Origin of the sequence: Bradyrhizobium sp. 23 (genome assembly GCF_023073295.1) — a bacterium.
GTDB lineage: Bacteria > Pseudomonadota > Alphaproteobacteria > Rhizobiales > Xanthobacteraceae > Bradyrhizobium > Bradyrhizobium canariense_D.
The window spans coordinates 70,860-72,706 of the sequence record NZ_JADPJF010000042.1 but is presented as its reverse complement, the minus strand read 5'-3'; the positions used below and the strand labels follow the sequence as shown (position 1 = coordinate 72,706).

Here is a 1,847-nt window from a genome sequence, read left to right as displayed (position 1 = left end):
AATTGTTGGCCGCGTCGCCCTCGGCCGTCGAGCCGTATTCGACGACGTCGCTCTCGTTGGTCGGTGTATCGCTCCAGCGGAAGGCGCGACCCTCGTAGATCGGGTGCAGCGTATCGATGACGACAAGGCCACGCGAGAGTTCCAGCCCCTCGGCGCGGCAGCGCTCGCAGAAGCCGCGCAGCAGTTCGGGTTCGGGCAGGCCGGTGAGCCCCTGGCCGGCCAACCAGTTCATCAGCGCAAGGCGAGAGGTCAATTGCATGCGCCATTATGGCGTGCATTCGTGACGAGCGAAAGGCGGCGCGCGGAGCTTGCGTCGCCAAAGCTCCGCTCACGGCCAAGGCTCCCGCCCGCGGCAGGTCGCATATGTCGCGGACGCTGTTGACGCGCTCCCGCCTCGGGCGGCAAATGCGAATGATGACACCGCCGATCAGAAATACGGGGATATGAGCCAGCGCCAGCTTCCGATCATCCTGGCGCTCGGTACCACGCAGACCCTGGCCTGGGCCTCGAGCTACTATCTGCCGGCGCTGCTCGCCGATCCCATGGCGCGCGATCTCGGTATCTCCTCCAACTGGGTGTTTGGCGCGTTCTCGGCCTCGCTGGTGATTTCGGCGCTGCTCGGGCCGCGCATCGGGCGACAGATCGATCTGGTCGGCGGCCGGCAGGTCCTCTCGGTGTCGAACCTGACGATCGCCGCCGGCCTCGTTCTGCTCGGCCTCTCGCAATCGGTGGCGGTGATGGCAATGGCCTGGCTCGTGCTCGGCATCGGCATGGCGATGGGTCTCTACGACGCCGCCTTCGCCGCGCTCGGGCGCATCTACGGCACCGAGGCGCGCAGGCCGATCACCGGCATCACGCTGATGGCGGGCTTTGCATCGACCGTCGGCTGGCCGCTCACCGCCTGGGGCCTGTCGCATTTTGGCTGGCGCGACACCTGCTTCGCCTGGGCCGCTGCCAATATCCTGATCGGCCTGCCGCTCAATTTCTTCCTGCTGCCGACGATCAAGGGCGCCAAGCAAGCAGCGGCGACAGCGGCGAAGCCGCATCTGCCGCTCGACCGCACCATGGTGCTGCTCGCCTTCATCTTTGCCGCGGTCTGGACCGTCACCGGCGCGATGGCCGCGCATTTCCCGCGCATCCTGGAGGCAACCGGCGCGACGCCGGTCGAGGCGATCGCGGCCGGTGCGCTGATCGGCCCCGCGCAAGTGGCCGCACGGGTTCTGGAGGCAGGCTTCCTCAGCCGCTTTCATCCGCTGTGGTCGACGCGGCTCGCCTGCCTCACTCACCCGATCGGCGCGGTGGTCGTGGCGATCTTCGGCGGCGCCGCGGCCAGTGCGTTTGCGCTATTCCACGGCTCCGGCAACGGCATCCTGACCATCGCGCGCGGCACGCTGCCGCTGTCGATCTTCGGCCCCAAGGATTTCGGCTATCGCCTCGGCATCATCGGCGCGCCGGCACGGATGGCGCAGGCCGTGGCGCCGCTGGCCTTTGGCCTGCTCATCGACGTCATGGGCGCCAAGGTGCTGATCGTCTCCTCCGCGCTCAGCCTCTCGGCGCTGGCCGCGCTGTTCATGATCCGCGCGCAACCGCGGCCGGATTGACCGGGCCGGAGCTTTCGCGCACAAGCGCAGCATGACCGAAGACACGCGCCCACCCCGCACATTCAAAGGCCTCCTGCGCTGGGCGACTACGCCGCCGCAGGCCTGGGGTGTCTATCTCCTCGCCGTCATCCTGGTCTGGCTGATCTCCTTCTACGCCGGCTCGCTGAAACCGAAGAAGGCGCCGGAAGCGAGCCCGCCGCCGGTCACGGCACCGCGCACCTAGGCCGGCTTCGTTTCGCCGGTCGC

2 protein-coding genes and 1 pseudogene are annotated in these 1,847 nt (G+C 68.3%); 2 read left to right on the top strand and 1 reads right to left on the bottom strand.

Going from position 1 to position 1,847, the window contains the following annotated elements; genetic code table 11:
- Nucleotides 1–259, bottom strand: a pseudogene (locus IVB32_RS10035) (adenylate/guanylate cyclase domain-containing protein); the annotation flags it as partial.
- A gap of 184 nt (nucleotides 260–443) precedes the next feature.
- On the opposite strand from IVB32_RS10035, the gene IVB32_RS10030 reads away from it, so the two are divergent.
- Both IVB32_RS10030 and IVB32_RS10025 read left to right on the top strand, forming a co-directional pair.
- Nucleotides 444–1,601, top strand: a complete 1,158-nt coding sequence (locus IVB32_RS10030) for an MFS transporter (RefSeq protein ID WP_018458391.1) — start codon at nucleotides 444–446, stop codon at nucleotides 1,599–1,601.
- Between the two features lie 31 nt (nucleotides 1,602–1,632).
- Nucleotides 1,633–1,824 carry a hypothetical protein gene (locus tag IVB32_RS10025; protein ID WP_085353412.1) on the top strand — a complete coding sequence of 64 codons (192 nt, stop codon included), beginning with the start codon at nucleotides 1,633–1,635 and terminating at the stop codon, nucleotides 1,822–1,824.
- The last annotated feature ends 23 nt before the right edge of the window (nucleotides 1,825–1,847 follow it).

What these genes read in the sequence shown, in the direction of transcription:
- IVB32_RS10030 (WP_018458391.1), top strand. Translation starts at nt 444, where the DNA reads ATGAGCCAGCGCCAGCTTCCGATCATCCTGGCGCTCGGTACCACGCAG.
- IVB32_RS10025 (WP_085353412.1), top strand. Translation starts at nt 1,633, where the DNA reads ATGACCGAAGACACGCGCCCACCCCGCACATTCAAAGGCCTCCTGCGC.